This is a genomic window from Enterococcus bulliens, from assembly GCF_053761865.1.
On the sequence record NZ_JBSMXK010000008.1, the window covers coordinates 53752 to 73408 of the forward strand.

16 protein-coding genes are annotated in these 19657 nt (G+C 39.4%); 13 read left to right on the top strand and 3 right to left on the bottom strand.

Features of this window, described 5'->3' with window-relative positions:
• Positions 1–13 precede the first annotated feature (13 nt).
• Entirely contained in the window at positions 14–754 is a 741-nt protein-coding gene (gene truA, locus ACWOEC_RS05775) for a tRNA pseudouridine(38-40) synthase TruA (RefSeq protein ID WP_455306628.1), read from the top strand.
• Between the two features lie 166 nt (positions 755–920).
• On the opposite strand, the gene glnA is transcribed toward truA, so the two are convergent.
• The 3 genes from glnA to rpmB form a co-directional block, all read right to left on the bottom strand.
• Positions 921–2261 carry a type I glutamate--ammonia ligase gene (glnA, locus tag ACWOEC_RS05780; RefSeq protein ID WP_455306629.1) on the bottom strand — a complete coding sequence of 447 codons (1341 nt, stop codon included), beginning with the start codon at positions 2259–2261 and terminating at the stop codon, positions 921–923.
• Between the two features lie 158 nt (positions 2262–2419).
• Positions 2420–5011 carry a YfhO family protein gene (locus tag ACWOEC_RS05785; RefSeq protein ID WP_455306630.1) on the bottom strand — a complete coding sequence of 864 codons (2592 nt, stop codon included), beginning with the start codon at positions 5009–5011 and terminating at the stop codon, positions 2420–2422.
• Between the two features lie 127 nt (positions 5012–5138).
• A complete protein-coding gene (gene rpmB / locus ACWOEC_RS05790) occupies positions 5139–5327 on the bottom strand; it encodes a 50S ribosomal protein L28 (RefSeq protein ID WP_016185969.1) in 189 nt (62 codons plus the stop codon).
• Between the two features lie 261 nt (positions 5328–5588).
• Between rpmB and ACWOEC_RS05795 the strand changes: the two genes are divergently transcribed.
• The 12 genes from ACWOEC_RS05795 to ACWOEC_RS05850 all read left to right on the top strand — a co-directional run bounded on the left by ACWOEC_RS05795 (position 5589) and on the right by ACWOEC_RS05850 (position 19648).
• Entirely contained in the window at positions 5589–5951 is a 363-nt protein-coding gene (locus ACWOEC_RS05795; protein WP_016185968.1) for an Asp23/Gls24 family envelope stress response protein, read from the top strand.
• A gap of 36 nt (positions 5952–5987) precedes the next feature.
• Positions 5988–7655: a DAK2 domain-containing protein gene (locus tag ACWOEC_RS05800; RefSeq protein WP_455306631.1), complete on the top strand. Its 1668-nt coding sequence runs from the start codon at positions 5988–5990 to the stop codon at positions 7653–7655.
• Between the two features lie 57 nt (positions 7656–7712).
• Positions 7713–9740, top strand: coding sequence for an ATP-dependent DNA helicase RecG (gene recG, locus ACWOEC_RS05805; protein WP_455306632.1), 2028 nt, complete (start codon positions 7713–7715; stop codon positions 9738–9740).
• A gap of 48 nt (positions 9741–9788) precedes the next feature.
• The gene (plsX, locus tag ACWOEC_RS05810) at positions 9789–10838 is read left to right on the top strand and encodes a phosphate acyltransferase PlsX (RefSeq protein WP_297077975.1); all 1050 of its coding nucleotides are present in this window, start codon (positions 9789–9791) and stop codon (positions 10836–10838) included.
• A 66-nt stretch (positions 10839–10904) separates the two neighbouring features.
• Positions 10905–11147: an acyl carrier protein gene (gene acpP / locus ACWOEC_RS05815; RefSeq protein WP_297077973.1), complete on the top strand. Its 243-nt coding sequence runs from the start codon at positions 10905–10907 to the stop codon at positions 11145–11147.
• 323 nt (positions 11148–11470) lie between these two features.
• Positions 11471–12469 carry an ABC transporter ATP-binding protein gene (locus ACWOEC_RS05820; RefSeq protein ID WP_455306633.1) on the top strand — a complete coding sequence of 333 codons (999 nt, stop codon included), beginning with the start codon at positions 11471–11473 and terminating at the stop codon, positions 12467–12469.
• Between the two features lie 5 nt (positions 12470–12474).
• A complete protein-coding gene (locus ACWOEC_RS05825; protein WP_455306634.1) occupies positions 12475–13419 on the top strand; it encodes an ABC transporter ATP-binding protein in 945 nt (314 codons plus the stop codon).
• The gene (opp4B, locus tag ACWOEC_RS05830; RefSeq protein WP_455306635.1) at positions 13420–14382 is read left to right on the top strand and encodes an oligopeptide ABC transporter permease; all 963 of its coding nucleotides are present in this window, start codon (positions 13420–13422) and stop codon (positions 14380–14382) included.
• Between the two features lie 19 nt (positions 14383–14401).
• Complete coding sequence (locus tag ACWOEC_RS05835) at positions 14402–15319, top strand: ABC transporter permease (RefSeq protein ID WP_455306636.1); 918 nt, start codon at positions 14402–14404, stop codon at positions 15317–15319.
• Positions 15320–15339: 20 nt separating this feature from the next.
• A complete protein-coding gene (locus tag ACWOEC_RS05840) occupies positions 15340–17118 on the top strand; it encodes an oligopeptide ABC transporter substrate-binding protein (protein ID WP_455306637.1) in 1779 nt (592 codons plus the stop codon).
• Positions 17119–17190: 72 nt separating this feature from the next.
• Positions 17191–18936, top strand: coding sequence for a LytS/YhcK type 5TM receptor domain-containing protein (locus ACWOEC_RS05845; RefSeq protein WP_455306638.1), 1746 nt, complete (start codon positions 17191–17193; stop codon positions 18934–18936).
• Between the two features lie 4 nt (positions 18937–18940).
• Positions 18941–19648 (top strand): LytR/AlgR family response regulator transcription factor, encoded by a 708-nt coding sequence (locus ACWOEC_RS05850; RefSeq protein ID WP_455306639.1) that lies wholly within the window; start codon positions 18941–18943, stop codon positions 19646–19648.
• Positions 19649–19657: the final 9 nt, after the last annotated feature.

Here is a 19657-nt window from a genome sequence, read left to right on the forward strand (position 1 = left end):
AGGAGTAGAAAACATGGTACGATATAAAGCAATCATCGCATATGATGGGACAAATTTTCATGGGTTCCAACGTCAACAAAATACCCGTACAGTTCAAGAGGAAATAGAAAAAACTTTGACAAAAATGGCAAGTCAAAAAATCGAGATCCATGGTTCTGGCCGCACTGATGCCGGTGTTCATGCTTTAGGTCAAGTCATCCATTTTGACTTTCCTTATCCACGACCATTAGAAAAAATGCGTTTTGGGTTAGATACTCAAACACCGGAAGATATCGCAGTGATCCAGGTAGAAGAAGTAGCAGAAGATTTTCATGCGCGCTACTTAGTAAAAGAAAAAACCTATGAATTTAGAGTTCAGTTAGGAAAACCAAGAAGTCCTTTTACTCGTTTTTATGCGAGCTATTTTCCTTACGAGATCGAGCTACCAAAAATTGAACGTGCACTACAAGATTTTTTAGGCACGCATGATTTTACCTCATTTTGTGCTTCAGGTAGTTCGATTGAAGATAAGACACGCACGATAAAAGAAGCAAGTGTAGTTTATAGCGATTCAACTCAGGAGTTGGTTTTTACATTTAGAGGCGATGGATTTTTGTATAAGATGATTCGCATCATGGTAGGAACGCTGTTGAAAATCGGGAATCATCGTATGGATGAAACAAGTATTCCGCAAATCATTGCGGCGAAAAATCGTGATCTTGCAGGACCGACTGCTCATCCAGAAGGGCTTTACTTAAAAGAAGTACGCTATTAAAAAGGACTGTGACAGAAATCTGTCACAGTCTCCAAAAAATGAATAAACGGTGTTCCAAAAGTAGCTCTGTCAAAAATAAGCCGACTCATTACCGAAATAGGAGAACCTATTATCGGAATGGGTCGGCTTATTTATTGGAGCTGCCTACTTTTAAAGCAGCCTCTTTTTAGTATAATTCTAAATATTGTTCGCGTTCCCATTCGGTAACGGCTTGTCTAAATGATTGCCATTCGATCGTTTTTGCTTCATAGAAGTTGTTGAAGATATGACTTCCTAATGCATCGACCATAACATCATCTTTACGTAAAGCTTTTAAGGCAGAACGCAATGTACCTGGTAAATCAAAGATGTTTACTGCTTCACGTTCTTCTTCAGTCATAACATAGATGTTGCGATCGACTGGTGCTGGAGCTTCTAATTTATTTTCGATTCCATCTAAACCAGCAGTTAATAGTGCAGCTAGAGCTAAATATGGATTTGCACTTGGATCAACTGAACGTAATTCTAAACGAGTAGATAATCCACGAGATTCAGGAACGCGGATTAGTGGTGAACGATTACGACCAGACCAAGCAATGTAAACAGGAGCTTCAAAGCCAGGAACTAAACGTTTGTAAGAGTTCACTGTTGGGTTACATACTGCAGTATACGCTTTGGCATGTTTCATCAAACCAGCTAAGAATTGGTAAGCTGTTTCGCTCAGTTGCATCTCGCTTTTTGGATCAAAGAACGCATTCTCGTCACCTTTAAATAATGACATATTACAGTGCATCCCTGAGCCGTTGATTCCATATAATGGTTTAGGCATGAACGTCGCATGCAATCCATGTTTACGAGCGATCGTTTTGACAACTAACTTGAAGGTTTGGATGTTGTCACAAGCTTCGATTGCATTTGCGTACTTGAAGTCGATCTCGTGTTGTCCAGGAGCTACTTCATGGTGAGAAGCTTCTACTTCAAAGCCTAAGTTTTCTAACTCTAATACGATATCACGGCGGCAGTTTTCACCTAAGTCAGTTGGTGCAAAGTCAAAATAACCACCTTGGTCATTTAATTCAGTTGTAATGTTGCGATTTTCATCTAAACGGAAAAGGAAAAATTCAGGTTCAGGTCCTAAATTGAATGAAGTAAAGCCAAGTTCTTCCATTTTTGCTAGCGCACGTTTTAAGTTTCCACGAGGATCTCCAGCAAATGGTGTACCATCTGGATTGTAGATATCACAGATCAAACGAGCTACTTTACCGTGATCATTTTCCCATGGGAAGATCATCCAAGTATCTAAGTCAGGGCGTAAGTACATATCACTTTCTTCGATACGTACGAATCCTTCGATTGATGAACCATCAAACATCATTTTATTGTCTAATACTTTATCTAATTGTGAAACAGGAACTTCTACGTTTTTGATTGTTCCCATAATGTCGGTAAACATTAAACGTAAAAAGCGTACATGTTCTTTTTTCACGATCTCTTTGATCTCTGCTGCTGTCGTATTTACTTTTGGCATAATAACTTCCCATCCTTTTTCCGTGATTTTCTAATGGTTCATTTTAATCATTCTTTCATGTAAAGAAATATAACATGAGTACTCAACGCTTGTAAACTCTTTTTTTGAAAAAAGTCATGAAAAAAAACCTAGCGCTTGAAAAAGCGCTAGGTTTTTGGTTATTTATCCCTTTTTTTGAAGAAACGTTGATAAATTCCAAATAGAATGAGACAAAGGATAAAGCTTGCGATACCGATTTTTAATCCAGGTGGTACGTAACGTAACACTAAGGTATGTTTTCCTTTAGGAATAGTTAAGCTGATCAGACCATCTTCAAATTCAGTGATGGGAACTTTTTTTCCATCTAAAGTCGCACTCCAGCCTTTATCATAAGGAATCGTTGTGACCAAGGTCGTTGCTTCTTTTGTCGTGAAGCTTGCAGTTGCACTTCTATTTCCAGTTTTAAAGTCAACACCATCACGTTTAATAGCCGTTATCGCATTTTGATAAGCATCAGTATCTAGTGTGACCACTTTGGGTTCTTGGAAACTGACTTGATCGGTACCGTAAAGACTCAGTGTGAACGTTACCGTTTGTGTTTGATCGTAATAGCCTAAATCATAATATTGACCATTGATATTGATCTGTGTTTTTCGTTGTTGGCCATTGACTGTAATCGAAGCAGAAGAGCTTTGCAATTGATTAAAGTCAGTTGGAAATAGGCTTAGATACGCCTGTGTATGTGCAGGAACCGTCACTTCATATGTCAATTCCTTTGCAGTATTCAGTGTGATCTCTTTATATGTAACTTGTTGTCCGACTGTGGTGATCTCCGTATTTTTTGAATCGATCATTTGGATCGGTTCAAATGCAAAATAGGTTTGTTCCAGTCCCGATAGATAATTCATCAGGTTCGTTTGGTTTTGCAAGTTGTCATTGGCAATGATCTTTGGCTCGGTTCTAGTTGTAGGGATCGTAAAGCCTAAAGGGAGTGCATTCGTATTTTCATAAAGTGAATACGCACCTTTTTGCGCTATTTTTTCAAATCCGAATTTATCAAAACCAGTAGATGCAATATTGTATTTGATACTTGTAAAAGCATCCATAAGTAACGTGTTGTTGTTGTAACGAATGTTTAAATTCGTTCCGCGTGAACGAAATCCTAAATCATTTAGATAGGTCGATGAGTGTCGATTGCGAATCGACGAAAACATATTGATACCCGCGTAATTATAGGCAAAGCTATCGTTAGACGAAACTGGATCAAGATTTTCTAAACGGTAGAATGTTTGATTTTCTTTTTTCGTTTGGTTTACCAACGCTTGTAGCGAAGGTTGTGGATCGGTATATAAACTACGTGAGGCATAGTTCCAATCTTCTAAGATACCATGTACCATGGCATTCGCATTTAAACTCATTTCCACACCGATCGTTAGCAATAATAAAAGGGAGAGCTGTTTTCGTGATAACAGTTTGAGTGAGTTGCCGCTCATACAAACGAAATAAATCAACAAGAAAATAATCGTCAATGCAAATGAAGTGATCGTAAGATACGCATGCGTCGTTTTATCGACAGCTCCATAAGCTAAGGTGAAACCAAGTAAAAGTAGTAAGATACTAAACAAGTAAGTGGGTAATTCGTGTTTTGTTAAACGTTCCCAACCAAAACCAGCCAAAACGATCACTAAAAAGGAAAATAAATAAGCAAAGCGGAATAAGAACATATTTGGAGCATGCATCCCTTGCCAAAATAAGTTGAATGGTTGGAAATAAAAACTGATCATCAATAATAATGCAATCGCACCAAAACTGATTTTTTGTCGTTTAGTAATCACTCGCGTCAAAAAGAAGAAGACAGCTAAGGTTAAAGGGAATAATCCGATATAAATAAAAGGAATCGATCCATACTTAGTTGTATCGTAGACGCCGACCATGTTCTTGATAAAGAAATCAAAGACACCTGTCGCTTCCGTTTTTAATGAAGTGATTTTTGTAAATTCTTCTCCATTTGTACGCAGGTCCAAAATCGCTGGTAAAACCATGATCAATGAGGCACCACTAGCTAAAAGGGCTGTGATGCTATAAGGGATCACGGTTTTTTTACTATTTGGCCATTCTGAGAATAAAAGAGCTAGATAGTACAGTCCCGAAAATAGAGCGACCATAAATCCCATATAAAAATTACTGATAAATAAACAAAGATAGCTGTAAAATAAAAGGCGAGGTTTATGTAGATACACTAAGCGATAGATCCCCCAAATGATTAAGGGTAAAAAAGTGAAGGTATCTAGCCACATAATAATCTCAGAGTGGGCGATAGCAAACGACATCAACGCATAGCAAAGAGACAAAATGAGCTGGTTCCAACGGTTAAGCTGGAAGGTGTGATTCGCAAATAACCAAAAGCACAGGCCAGCACTACCGATTTTAAGTAATGTGATCACGTATAAAGCATCTGGCATCAATTGGTTTGGAAAGAAAATCACAAGTGGTGTGAAAAATCCGCCTAGATAATAAGAGATCAACGAAAGGTAATTCAACCCGAGTGAACCGCTCCACGTGTAAAAAAGACTTTGCTTACCAAGCAACATATTGCGAAAACTAGCATGGAAATTTGAAAACTGGGCAAATGCATCGCTAGCTAAAATGCTTCGGCTACTCCCAGGATAAATGCCAATACTCAAATAAATCAAAGCCATGATCACTAAAGGGAGAAAGAAACTAGCTACTAGATAGCGCCAATTGTAACGAAGATACGCGCGTGTTGTCATAAAAAACCTCCAATAACAAATTCGTTAAATGTAGTGTACCATAAGAAGGAAATTCAAAAAGCACTGAATTTAGAGCAAAGAAAAAAACCGTCCATAAGCGAACGGTTGTTAGTTCATGTGGATTAGATTAAACGCGCTCAACTTTTCCAGATTTCAAAGCACGAGTTGACACCCAAACTTTTTTAGGTGTTCCGTCGATCATCACGCGAACTTTTTGTAAGTTAGGTTTTACTGTGCGTTTTGTCGCGTTCATTGCGTGAGAACGGTTGTTTCCACTTTTAGTCTTACGTCCTGTAAAGTAGCAAACTTTAGCCATGTGTTTATTTCCTCCTTTTGCCTTGTTGTGGAGCGCTATAATTCGGCTCATACTAAATGAATTTACCACAATTTACACTTCTTTGCAAGAAAAAACTGAGTCTAGATTGACTTTTTCCTGAAAACGTTGTAAATTTAAGCAGTTGTTTGTTTTTCAAATACGGTTAAACCTGAACTTGGGTATCGTTCTTTTATTTGGGGTACAACTATGGTAAAATACTATAGTAGAAATAGGCGAAAAACCTGTTAAGGAGGCTATCTAATGGCTGTTAAAATTAAAACTGCATCAGGAATTATTGAAATCTCAAATGAAGTCATCGCAACGGTTGTCGGCGGAGCTGCAACAGATGTTTTTGGGATTGTCGGTATGGCAAGCAAAAATCAAATTAAAGATAACATCAATGAAATTTTACGTAAAGAAAACTATTCACGCGGTGTCGTGGTACGCCAACAAGAAAATGGAATTGCAGTAGACGTCTACACGATCGTCAGCTATGGCACGAAAATTTCTGAAGTGTCACGCAATGTGCAAGAAAAAGTGAAATACAATTTGGAAACCATGTTAGGAGTACGCGCAAATTCAGTTAATGTTTTTGTTCAAGGTGTGCGCGTATTACCAGACTAGTAGAGTAGTTGTCGATCTTAAGGAGGATTTATTACAGTGAAAGTAACGAATATTAGCGCAGGTCAGTTCCAAGAAATGGTACAAGCCGGCGCCAATCGTCTACATGCGAATGCAGAATATGTCAATTCATTAAACGTGTTCCCTGTACCAGATGGAGATACAGGAACCAATATGAATTTGTCGATGACGAGTGGGGCAAAGGCCGTTAGTGATTCTGTTTCAGAAGAAGTTGGAGAACTAGCAAAACGATTATCTAAAGGATTATTGATGGGCGCTAGAGGGAACTCTGGGGTGATTTTATCTCAATTATTCCGTGGATTTGCAAAAGAGATCCCGATGGTAAGTACGTTGACTGCACCTGAATTGGCTAAAGCATTTACTCGTGGGGTCGAGACAGCGTATAAAGCGGTGATGAAACCAGTTGAGGGGACAATTTTGACAGTAGCGCGTGTTGCTGCAGAATTTGGTGAGAAAAAAGCCAAAGAAACCGATGACTGTGTAGCAGTCATGCAAGCTGTAGTAACTGGTGCCACAAAGGCATTAGAAAAAACACCAGATTTACTTCCTGTTTTAAAAGAAGTCGGTGTTGTCGATAGTGGTGGTCAAGGACTTTTATTTATTTACGAAGGCTTTTTAGGCGCATTAACGGGCGAATTTAAAGCAGAAGCTGTTGAAAAATCACCAGCAGTAATGGATGAAATGGTCAATGCCGAACACCATCGCAGTGTGCAAGGTCATATGGCGACTGAAGACATTACATTTGGTTATTGTACGGAAATCATGGTGAAAATCGGTGAAGGTCCTACAGTAACAGATAAATTTGACTACGATACGTTTCGTAGTTATTTAAATGAATTAGGGGACTCATTACTTGTGGTCAATGATGATGAAATCATCAAAGTTCACGTTCATACAGAACACCCTGGTGAAGTAATGAACTATGGTCAAAAATTTGGTTCATTGATCAAAATCAAAGTCGACAATATGCGTGTCCAACACGAAACGATTTTAGAACAAGAAGAAGTACCAAAAGCAAAAGCACCACGTACGCCTTACGCAGTGATCGCGATTGCAGCAGGAGATGGTGTCAAAGAATTGTTCACTAGTTTAGGTGTACGCTATGTCATCAGTGGTGGTCAAACGATGAACCCTAGTACGGAAGATATCTTAAAAGCTATCGATGAAGTCAATGCAGATAAAGTGATTTTATTGCCAAACAATAAAAATATCTTTATGGCTGCAGATCAAGCAGCAGAAGTTGCAGAATTGCCTGTTGTCGTTGTACCGACACAAACGATTCCTCAAGGGATGGCTGCGATGCTAGCGTTTAATGAAGCAAGTACTTTAGAAGAAAATCAAAGAGTAATGACTCAAGCAGCTAAAGAGATCGTAAGTGGTTCTGTGACGCATGCGATTCGCGATACACAAATCGATGGCATCACGATTCAAGACGGAGACGTATTGGGAATGATCGATGGTAAAATCGTGGTTTCAAATCCAGATATGTATACAACATGCATCGAAACGATGACGCGTATGGCAACAGATGAAACTGAAATTTTAACGTTGATCATCGGTGAAGATGGATCGATGAAAGAAGCAGAAAAAATGGCTGAAGCGATGCAAGCGAAGTTTGCAGATGTAGAAGTTGAGATTCATGAAGGGCAACAACCGGTTTACCCTTATTTGTTTGCAGCAGAATAAAAAAAAGCTTGGACTAGTCAAAGGCTCGTCTAAGCTTTTTTTCATGAGGAGGATATGATGTTTACTCAGTCGGTCACGACACTTTCAGGTGTAGGCGCAAAACGCGCCGAAACATTAGCAAGTTTAGGGATTTTTACAATCGAAGAGTTGATTACTTACTATCCTTTTCGCTATGAAGATGTACAAGAAAGACAACTCTCAGAAATTTTAGATCAAGAAAAAGTAACACTAAAAGGAATTGTAGTGACGCCGCCAGTTGTTAGTCGCTTTGGGTATAAAAAAAATCGACTACAATTTAAAATGAAACAAAATGATGATGTGTTTCAAGTTTCTTTTTTTAATCAAGCCTATTTAAAAGACAAAGTCGTACCATTTGAAGAATTGGTAGTATACGGTAAATGGGATGCTGATCGGGCATCTTTAGCGGGAATGAAGATTTTAGGTAGTAAGCAGCAATCCGATTTTGCACCCGTGTATCACGTAAATAAAACGATTCGTCAAAAAACGCTACAAGACTTGATCTTCAAAGCACTGAGCACTTATCAAGAACAGATCGAAGAAAATCTGCCACAAAGTTTGATTGACAAATATCGTCTGATGGCACGTAACCAAGCGGTACGCGCCATGCACATCCCACAATCACGTCAAGAGTACGAACAAGCAAAACGGCGAGTGATTTTTGAAGAATTTTTCTTATTCCAAATGACGATCCAAGGGTTAAAACAAAAAGCGCGTGATGCTACGGTCGGGTTAGCGATCGATTACGATCCTCAAGCACTTAAAGGATTTATCAATACGTTACCGTTTGAACTTACACAAGCACAAAAAAAAGTAACCAATGAGATCTGTGCAGACTTAAAGAGTCCTAAGCATATGCAACGCTTATTGCAAGGGGATGTAGGAAGTGGTAAAACGATCGTTGCGGCCATTGCATTATTTGCAGCCAAAACAGCAGGATTTCAAGGTGCTTTAATGGTCCCAACGGAGATACTGGCACAGCAACATATGGAAAGTTTAAGCGGACTGTTTGCGCACACAGAACTTACCGTAGCTTTACTAACAGGCTCGACTAAAACAAAAGAACGACGAGAGATTTTAGCTGGTTTAGCAAAAGGTATGATCGATATCGTTATCGGGACACATGCGTTGATTCAAGAAGATGTCGTCTTTTCGCATCTTGGCCTAGTGATCACCGATGAACAACATCGTTTTGGCGTCAATCAGCGCAAGATTTTACGTGAAAAAGGCTTAAAACCAGATGTCCTATTTATGACGGCAACACCGATCCCGCGAACATTAGCGATAACGGCTTACGGTGAGATGGATGTGTCGATCATCGATGAGTTGCCTAAAGGAAGGATCCCGATTGAAACGAGATGGATCAAACCGCCACAGCTGATAGATGTTTTGGATTTTGCACGTCAACAATTGCAAAAAGGACATCAAATGTATGTGATTTGTCCGTTGATTGAAGAATCAGAAACTTTAGATGTTAAAAATGCTCAGGCAATCTATGAAGATCTATGTCAAACGTTTCCTGAGTTTACTGTAGGTCTTTTGCATGGGAAAATGCGTCCTAGTGAAAAAGATCAAATCATGGAGGAATTTAAAGACAACCAAACGCAAATTTTAGTTTCAACAACAGTGATTGAAGTCGGTGTCAACGTCCCGAATGCTTCAGTGATGGTCATTATGGATGCTGATCGTTTTGGTTTAGCACAGTTGCACCAATTGCGTGGTCGAGTTGGACGGGGTCAAACAGCTTCTTATTGTATCTTAGTTGCCCAACCAAAAAATGATGTCGGAAAAGAACGAATGAAGATCATGACAGAAACGACTAATGGATTTATCGTGAGTGAACGTGATCTTGCATTACGTGGACCAGGAGAGGTATTTGGAAATCGGCAATCTGGCTTACCTGAATTTATGATCGCTGACTTAGTCGAACATGCGCATATATTAGAAGTTGCCCAACAAGAAGCCAGTGCGATTTTCAAACAAACCAATTGGCAACTCTTGCCTGAATACGCGGCTCTTCAAGCGTATTTGCAACAAAATCAGCAGCAAAATGGCTCATTTGATTAATAAATTATGCTATACTAGATGAGTTCAAAAGAAAGGAGTGCATCAGACATGAGAATTGCTGTCGATGCGATGGGTGGCGATCATGCGCCACAAGCAATCGTTGAAGGCGTAATGCTAGCAAAAAAAGATTTTCCGATGATTGAATTCCAACTTTATGGAAAAGAAGCGGAAATCCGTAAATATGTAACAGATGAAACAAATGTTACGATCATTCATACTGATGAAAAAATTTATAGTGAAGACGAACCGGTAAAAGCGATTCGCAAGAAAAAACAGGCATCAATGGTCTTAGCGGCACAGGCAGTTAAAGAAGGGCGTGCAGACGCGATCTTTAGTGCAGGCAATACCGGTGCATTACTTGCAGCAGGGTTATTTATTATCGGACGCATCAAAGGGGTCGATCGACCTGGTTTAATGTCGACTTTACCTGTGATGACAAGCGATGCCGGATTTGATATGTTAGATTTAGGTGCTAATGCCGAAAACAAGCCTGAGCATTTAGTTCAATATGCGATTTTAGGCTCTTTTTATGCGTCACATGTTCGTGGGATCACTACACCTCGTGTGGGTCTGTTAAATAATGGAACGGAAGAAACTAAGGGTAGCGAGCTAACGAAAAAAACATATGAATTACTACAAGCAGAACCAGGCATCAATTTTATTGGAAATGTCGAAGCGCGCGAGTTATTAAATGGTGTAGCAGATGTCGTCGTGACGGATGGTTTTACTGGGAATGCAGTCTTGAAAACGATCGAAGGAACAGCTTTGAATCTGATGGCTGTTTTAAAGGAATCAATTTTAGACGCAGGAATTAAAGGTAAACTCGGCGCATTGTTGTTAAAAGATAGTCTACGTGGATTAAAAGGTAAAATGGACTACGCTAAATATGGAGGCGCAGTTTTATTTGGATTAAAAGCTCCTGTGATCAAAACACATGGAGCAACCGGTCCAGAAGCAGTGGCACAAACGATTCGTCAAATCCATACCATGCTAGAAACCAAAATGGTCGAAGAATTAGTCACGCAATTTGACGAAAAGAAAAAACAAGAAGGTACTTTCTCGATTAATGAGAAGCTACAAAAAAAGGTAGACAAATAAGCGAGAACTCGTTAGAATGGGCTTAGTTATTTTACTGTCTCGTCACTAAGGTGGAGGTGAAAACAGTTGACACACGATGAAGTATTTCAAAAAGTAGCCGTAGTGATCGCCAATCACTTTGAAGTAAATGCAGAGAATGTAACCGAAGCAATGAACATCAAAGACGATCTAAACGCGGACTCAATTAGTGTAATGGAATTTGTTCTTGAATTAGAAGAAGAATTCGGTACCGAAATCTCAGATGAAGATGCGGAAAAAATTGAAACTGTAGGTGCTGCAGTGGATTATATTACCAATAATATCGCATAACAAAAAAGTTTGAAGGAATTTCCTTCAAACTTTTTTTGTTTTCAAACAAAAGATTAATTATATTAAGTGAAAATCTACTAAGAATTTGCTTTATTTTTAGAATAAGTTGAAAAACGGTTATATTTTATAGCACTTTTTCTTTTATTACCCTTGAACCGACTGAAAACTATGCTATTATAAGTAAATATCCGGATACCTATTTTTTTGGTCTTGTATTTTTTTGACATATTCTATATAATTATTAAAAAAATATGATATTTCTATTAGAATAAAAAATAAGCACTATCAAACTGAGTATCGATACTATTGAAGGAGGCTTTTCGTTGGCAAATGCAAAACAGTTATTAGACGTGCAACATTTACATACTAGCTTTCGGATCAAAGATGATTTTTACGATGCCGTAGATGATGTTTCATTTACACTAAATCGTAACGAAATCTTAGCGATCGTAGGTGAATCAGGTTGTGGAAAGAGTACATTAGCTACGACCATCATGGGATTACAAGACTTGGCAAACACAAAAATCACTGGTGAGATCATGTACAAGGATTTAAACCTAGCCAATCTAAACGAGACACTTTATAACAAGATTCGAGGAAATGATATTGGAATGATTTTCCAAGATCCTTTATCAGCCCTAAACCCTTTGATGCGTATCGAAGACCAGATCAAAGAGGGACTATCGTACCATACAAAAATGACCAGCGAACAAAGACAACAACGCGCGATTGAACTGTTGACACAAGTTGGGATTCCAAATCCAGAGCGAATCGGCCGCCAATATCCGCATGAATTGTCTGGTGGGATGCGCCAACGGGTAATTATTGCAATCGCTATTGCTTGTAAGCCACCAATCATCATTGCAGATGAACCGACAACAGCTCTTGACGTAACAATTCAAGCACAAATTTTAGATTTATTGACTGATCTACAACGTGAAACTGAAGCAGGGATCATCTTGATCACGCATGACCTTGGTGTCGTAGCTGAAATGGCCGATCGAGTAGCGGTAATGTATGGTGGACAGTTTGTGGAAGTAGCAACAGCTGAAGAGTTATTTAATAACCCTAAACATCCGTACACCCGCTCTTTACTGAACTCGATTCCTCAAGAAGATCAAGAAGGTGATTTACACGTGATCGAAGGTGTCGTCCCTTCTTTAAAAAATATGGTACGTGATGGCTGCCGTTTTGCACCACGGATTCCCTGGATTCCAGCGTCAGCACATGAAGAAAATCCGACCCTTCATGAAGTATCTCCTGGCCATTTAGTCCGTTGCACGTGCTATCAGAACTTTCATTTTAGAGACGAAAAGGAGTAGTGTAGATGTCAGAATTGATTACAATTAAAGACCTAAAAGTTCACTATCCGATTCGTAGTGGATTTTTGAATCGTGTGACCGACTATGTTTACGCTGTAGACGGGGTCGATTTCGTGATTGAAAAAGGCCAAACGTATGGATTAGTTGGTGAATCAGGTTCTGGGAAATCGACGACTGGAAAAGCGATCGTCGGACTAGAAAAAGTAACTGCTGGTGGCATTATTTACGAAGGTCAAGACGTGACCAAATCATCGGTACGAAGAAAAATGCAATACAATAAAGATGTCCAAATGATTTTTCAAGATTCAATGTCTAGTTTGAATCCGAAACGTCGTGTAATTGATATCATTGCGGAACCTTTACGCAATTTTGAGCGTTTGAGTGATCAAGAAGAGAAAAAACGCGTGAAGGAATTGCTTGATATCGTTGGCATGCCAGAAGATGCACTATATAAGTATCCGCATGAGTTTTCAGGTGGACAACGGCAACGTATCGGGGTAGCCCGTGCAGTAGCATCAAATCCTAAATTGATCGTAGCCGATGAGCCAGTTTCTGCACTCGATTTATCGGTACAAGCACAAGTATTGAACTTTATGAAACGGATTCAAGAAGAATATGGGTTAAGTTTCTTATTTATCTCGCATGACCTTGGAGTCGTAAAACATATGTGTGACAATATCGCGATCATGTATAAAGGCCGCTTTGTTGAGATTGGAACAAAACAAGATATTTATACGAATCCACAGCATATCTATACGAAACGTTTATTATCAGCAATTCCTCAGATCGATGTTAAAAATCGTGATGCCCATAAAGAAACACGACGCTTAGTGGAAGCGGAGTATGTCAATAATCAAAAAAATTACTACGACGAAACGGGTCGTGTGTATGACTTAACGAGCATTTCACCGACACATCAAGTCGCATTAAAAGATGGGGGGAAAAGCTAAATGTGGAAAACGATTTTACGTCGCGTGATCTTAATGATTCCCCAAATCATTATTTTAAGTTTACTGATCTTTATTCTAGCAAAAATGATGCCGGGTGATCCATTTACAGGATTGATCAATCCCAATACGGATCCTGCGCGAATCGAAGAATTAAAAAAAGCTTCTGGTTTTTATGATCCATGGTATCGACAATACTATAATTGGATCACCAATGCCTTACATGGTGATTTTGGGAAAAGTTATACGTATAAATATGATGTCGCGACCGTTATTGGTCAACGAATCGGCAATACCGTTCGTTTAGCGATTGTATCAGTGATCTTAACGTATGCTTTAGCGATCCCATTAGGATTATATGCTGGTCGTTATGAAAACTCTTGGTTAGATAAATTTGTTGTGGGCTATAACTTTATTAGTTTTGCGATTCCAGTTTTTGTCTTGGCTTTATTGATGATCTATTTCTTTGGGTATACCTTGCATTGGTTCCCAACAAGTGGCAGTGTTGCAACAGATGCGACGCCTGGAACGATTGGCTATTTTATGAGTCAATTGTATCATGTTCTCTTGCCATCGATCGTGCAAGCATTATTAGGAACAGCCGTCACGATCCAGTATTTACGTAGTGAAGTAATCGATGCGAAGAAAATGGATTACATTCGTACTGCGCGCTCTAAAGGTGTTCCGACAAGTACAGTTTTCAATCGTCACATTTTTAGAAATGCTTCACTACCGATTGCATCGACTTTAGGTTATGAGATCACTGGTTTGATTTCAGGGTCGGTGATGATCGAGATAATCTTTAATTATCCAGGGATCGGAAACTTGTTTATTACAAGTATCGGCCAACGTGACTATTCAGTCATCACTGCATTGACCTTGATCTTTGGGGTAGCGACTTTAGTAGGAACGTTATTATCCGATATCATTATGAGTATCGTGGATCCACGAATTCGAATCCAATAACATAGGAGGAGTGTACACAATGGCAAAAAAAGAAACAGCTACAGTAGAAACCGTGTCGACACCCCCTATGGGAATCAGAGTGATCGCACGAGAATTCAAAAAAGATAAATTAGCGATGTTTTCGCTTGGTCTATTGATTTTTGTCTTACTATTTGCCTTTATTGGCAGTTTTGTTTTAGATGCAGACACGGTCAATAAAGTCAGTATTTTTGATCGTTATGCTACACCAGGATCGACGGCAGTCGATGGTCGGTATTACTTATTGGGTGCTGATGAAGGTGGTCGTGACATCTTTGGGTTATTAGTCATTGGAGCCCGTAATTCGATCATGATTGGCTTTTTGATCACGATCATTACCTCGATTATCGGGGTAGCGGTTGGGATCATCTCAGGATATTACGGCGGCGTGATTGATACGGTTTTGATGCGGATCGTCGATTTTATCATGATCTTACCAATTTTATTGATCATTATCGTATTGGTAACGATTGTACCAAAATACAATGCGTTAAGTTTAGTTTGGATTATGTCGGCCTTTTATTGGGTCGGAAAAGCACGGCTATTTCGTGCTAAAACGCTCTCTGAAAGTCGTCGCGACTATGTGAGTGCGTCCAAAACGTTAGGGACATCGAATTTTAAAATCATGTTTTTTGAAGTGATGCCAAACTTAAGTTCATTGATTATCACCAATTTAACGATGAACTTCGCCGCAAATATCGGGATCGAAACAAGTTTGACGTTCTTAGGCTTTGGGTTACCAATCAAAACACCAAGTTTAGGAACCTTGATCTCGTATGCGAACAACTCAGAAGTCATCACATCGAAACCATGGGTATGGATACCAGCATCACTACTAATTTTAGTCTTGATGTTAAGTATAAATTATGTCGGTCAAGCCTTTAAACGTTCCGCAGATGCGCGTCAACGTTTAGGATAATCAGAAACGGGGGAAAAGGAATGAAGAAAAAAGCATTATTGGGTTTAGTAACAGTGGCAGGGTTAAGCTTAACTTTAGCTGCTTGTGGCAATGGAAGTAAAGACAATAGCAGTAAAGGATCTAGCGATACAGCAACCGATACTGCAAATTTCAAAGTCAAAACCTCAAACGATAAAGAAGCGATGAAAGATGGCACCTTAGAAATTGCCGAAGTAACCGATACAGCATTTACTGGGATCTTCTCAGATGCGTTCTCAGAAATGTCTTTAGATTCAACGTATTTTGCACCAGCAAATGAACCATTGTTCTACTATGACAAAGATTTAAAGATCAAAGATGGTGGCGCAGCGAAAATTAAATTCGATGAAGATGCGAAAACGGCTACGATTACTTTAAATGATAAATTAAAATGGAGTGACGGCAAAGACGTTACAGCCGACGATTTGATCTTCCCATATCAAGTAATTGCAGATAAAGATTATACTGGTGTACGTTATGATTCTACAATGAAAAACATCGTTGGAATCGAAGACTATCATGATGGAAAATCAGATAGTATTTCAGGAATCAAAAAAGTGAATGACAAAGAAATCGTAATCTCATACAAAGAATTTGCACCATCTATCTTACAAGGTGGAGGCGGCGTATTATCTTACGCAATGCCAAAACATGCGTTTGACGGAATCGCAGTCAAAGATATGGCAGCCTCTGACCCAGTTCGTAAAAACCCAATTACTTTTGGACCTTACTACATCAGTAAAATTACAACAGGTGAGTCTGTAGAATTCTTACCAAATGAATACTACTATGGTGACAAACCAAAACTATCTAAATTAACGATGAAGAGTATCCCGACTTCTTCAGCTGTAGCGTCAATGAAATCTAAAGAATATGATATCTATGATGGCATGCCAAACTCAGAATACACATCTTGGAAAGATTTAGATGGTTATGAGCTATTAGGGCAACAAGAACTAGCTTATAACTACATTGGATTCAAACTAGGTAAATGGGATGCCGATAAAGGTGAAAACGTAATGGATGCTAATGCTAAAATGGCAGATAAATCATTACGTCAAGCAATTGGCTATGCAGTCGACAACGCAGCAATTGCAGAGAAATTATACAATGGCTTGCAGACAGCAGCGAACTCATTAGTCGTACCTGGCTTTGCATCACTTTATGACAAAGATCTTGCTGGCTACAAACAAGATGTCGATAAAGCGAAAAAATTATTAGATGATGCGGGCTATAAAGATGTCGATGGCGACGGCTTACGTGAAGATAAAGACGGCAAAAAATTAACAATCAACTTTGCCTTCCGTGATGGCGGAACGACTGCGAAGTCATTATCTGAATACTACATCCAAGCTTGGAAAGAAGTTGGTTTGAATGTTGAACTAGCAACTGGACGTTTAATCGAAGTAAATAGTTTCTATGATAAATTACAAGCAGATGATCCAGGAATCGATATGTATCAAGCAGGTTGGTCAACTGGATTTGATCCAAACCAAGCTGGTCTTTACGGAAAAGATGCACAATTTAACTTCACTCGTTTTGTATCAGATGAAAACACCAAATTATTGGATCAAATGTCATCAAAAGATGCTCTAGATGAAGATAAAGCAGCGAAAATCTACAAAGATTGGCAAGAATATGCAAATGAAGAAGCATTTGTAATTCCAACGACTTACTCTTATCGAGTAACACCAGTTAGCGATCGTGTAACAGGTTACGATATCACACGTGATCTAGATTACAACACATTCACGACTTTAGGTGTGACTGAAGCAAAATAATTGATCAGTAAATAGACTACGCCCTCGCGTAGTCTATTTTTTTGTTATACTGACACTAAGGGAGTGAAAATTATGTTTGCGTTAGTACTGCCATTATTAGAACGAGTGGGATTGATTATTTTATTAGCCAATCTACTCATGAATAGCCCGTATTATAAAAAATTGATGTATCATCGCCAAGAACGATTTGCACAAATTATTTTGATTGCAACGTTTAGTGTATTTGCCATTATTAGTAACTTTACTGGGGTTTTGGTGACGGATGCGAGGCAGATCGATTCATCCGCCTTTGTCAATTTAGCGAGTCATGCTTCGATCGCCAACACAAGGACGCTTACGATCGGGATGTCTGGCTTGATCGGTGGTCCTATCGTCGGTCTTTTTGTTGGGTTGATCTCAGGAACCGTGCGTTTCATGCAAGGAGGAACAGCACCCTATACTTATTTTATTTCGTCGATCGTCATCGGCGGAGCATCAGGGCTTTTCGGGTACTTTAGTTTAAGAAAACAAAGCTATCCGAGTATTGTTCAAGGCGCAATTTGTGGAGCGTTGATGGAAGTGATCCAAATGAGTTGTATTTTCTTATTTTTACCTAGCCGCGAGCAAGCGATCTTATTGATTCAAACGATCGCATTGCCGATGATGTTCGTCAACGCTTTAGGAACCGGATTGTTCTTGTCGATTATTTTGTCGACGTTAAAGCAAGAAGAAAGCACACGCGCGATCCAAACCCATGATGTTTTGGAATTAGCCAATACGACATTACCCTATTTTCGACAAGGATTGACGGCAGAATCAGCCTATCAAACAGCTGAGCAGATCAAGAAATTTATGCGTGTTTCAGCGGTCAGTGTGACCAATCAAACGGAGATTTTAGCACATGTCGGCAAAGCGAGTGATCATCATATCGCTAAAGAAGCGATTATTACGGACCTCTCAAAAGAAGTACTCAAAACTGGAGAACTCCATGTTGTCCGCACGAAACGTGAGATCGGATGTAGTCATCCCGATTGTCCACTAGAAGCGGCGATCGTCGTGCCGTTGATGGTGCAAGCAAAAGTCATTGGAACATTTAAATTGTACTTTACTGATGCAAGTGAGTTGACGTATGTCGAGGAGCAATTAGCTAAAGGATTAGGTGAGATTTTTTCTTCACAAATTGAACTGGGCGAAATGGACAACGCGCAACGACTATTAAAAGATGCCGAGATCAAATCGCTACAAGCGCAAGTAAATCCGCACTTTTTATTTAATGCGATCAATACGATTTCGGCTTTGATGCGTTTTGATAGTGAACAGGCTCGGCACTTATTACTGCAACTGGGGCATTATTTTCGCGCCAATTTAAATGGACACCGAAATAATCTGATCCCGGTATCAGAAGAGTTAGCCCATGTGGAAGCCTATTTAGCAATCGAACAAGCACGTTTTCCTGAGCGCTATACGATACACTTTGCGATCGATCCCGTCTTGCATACGATCCAGATCCCACCATTTGTTATTCAAATTTTAGTGGAAAATGCGTTGAAGCATGCGTTTATTGGACGTAAAACGGGCAATCAAGTCTTTGTGACCGCACAAAAAAATGAAACGACCGTCACCATTAGTGTAAAAGATAATGGTCAGGGAATTGATCCAGTTAAACAAGCACGTCTTGGACGAGAAGTCGTTGAATCGAAAAGTGGTACCGGTTCGGCACTAGAAAATATCAATCGCCGTTTGGTCAGCTTATTTGGACAAGAGGCACATTTAGTCATTGAATCTACACCAAATGGAAGTTGTTTTTCCTTTACGATTCCGGTTTTAGAAAAGGAGTGAGTCGATGAACATCGCAATTATCGATGATGAACGTTTAGCACGAATGGAGCTACATTATTTACTGCAACAAGTTGAAGGTGTCGAGAACATCTATGAAGGAGAATCGATTGAAGAAGCCTTTGCTTTACTATTACATGAAACGATCGATCTCTTGTTTTTAGATATTCATCTGACCGATGAGAGTGGGTTAGATCTAGCCAAAAAAATCCAGCAAGTTCCGCATCCGCCATTGATCATCTTTGCTACAGCGTATGATAATCATGCAGTGGAAGCTTTCGAATTAAATGCGTTAGACTATATTTTAAAACCGTTTGAACAAGAGCGGATCAAAAAAGCGGTCGCCAAGTCCCAACAAACGCTAGTCAAACAGACGACTACACCAGTCAATCCTCGTTTGACGATCGAAACGGATGAACGGATTTTTCTTGTCCCGTTTGATGAGATTTTATATGCAGAAGTCCAAGGAAAACAAACAACGATCCATACAGTCGAGCGGCAATTTATTACCAACTTAACATTAGCTGCTTTAGAACAACAGGTACCAAGTCCGAATTTCTTAAAAGTCCACCGCAGTTATATCATCAATACGGCAAAAATCGCCGAGATCCAACCGTGGTTTAATCAAACCTATCAAGTGACGATGAGCAATCAAGAAAAAGTGCCAGTAAGCCGTTCGTACGTTAAATCCTTCAAACAAGCAATCGGCTTGTAGCATTTTAGG